This is a genomic window from Rhizobium ecuadorense, assembly GCF_001187535.1.
Lineage (GTDB): Bacteria > Pseudomonadota > Alphaproteobacteria > Rhizobiales > Rhizobiaceae > Rhizobium > Rhizobium ecuadorense.
The window spans coordinates 1-238 of sequence record NZ_LFIO01001646.1 but is presented as its reverse complement, the minus strand read 5'-3'; the positions used below and the strand labels follow the sequence as shown (position 1 = coordinate 238).

Sequence of the window (238 nt, the reverse complement as noted above, 5' to 3'; positions counted from 1 at the left end):
TGCGACGGCCGACGTCGTAGGGGAGCTCGGCGAGAGCCGTGTCGTTCACGCCGATTTCGCCGGCGAGCCGGATGGTGTCTTTCATTTCCTTGCGGTGGCGCTTGCCCATGTCACCCGGATCGAGCGGGTTTGCCGAGCAGTTCAACGCGGCGATTTCCAGGCCGCGGGCTTCGATTTCCTTCAGCTTGGTCTTGAGCAGGCCTTTGTCGGCCAGCAGCTCGTCCGCACGGAAGTGCGG

General features: G+C 64.3%; 1 pseudogene. It reads right to left on the bottom strand.

The window, feature by feature from the left end:
- Window positions 1–238, bottom strand: a pseudogene (locus tag AF337_RS32865) (hypothetical protein); the annotation flags it as partial.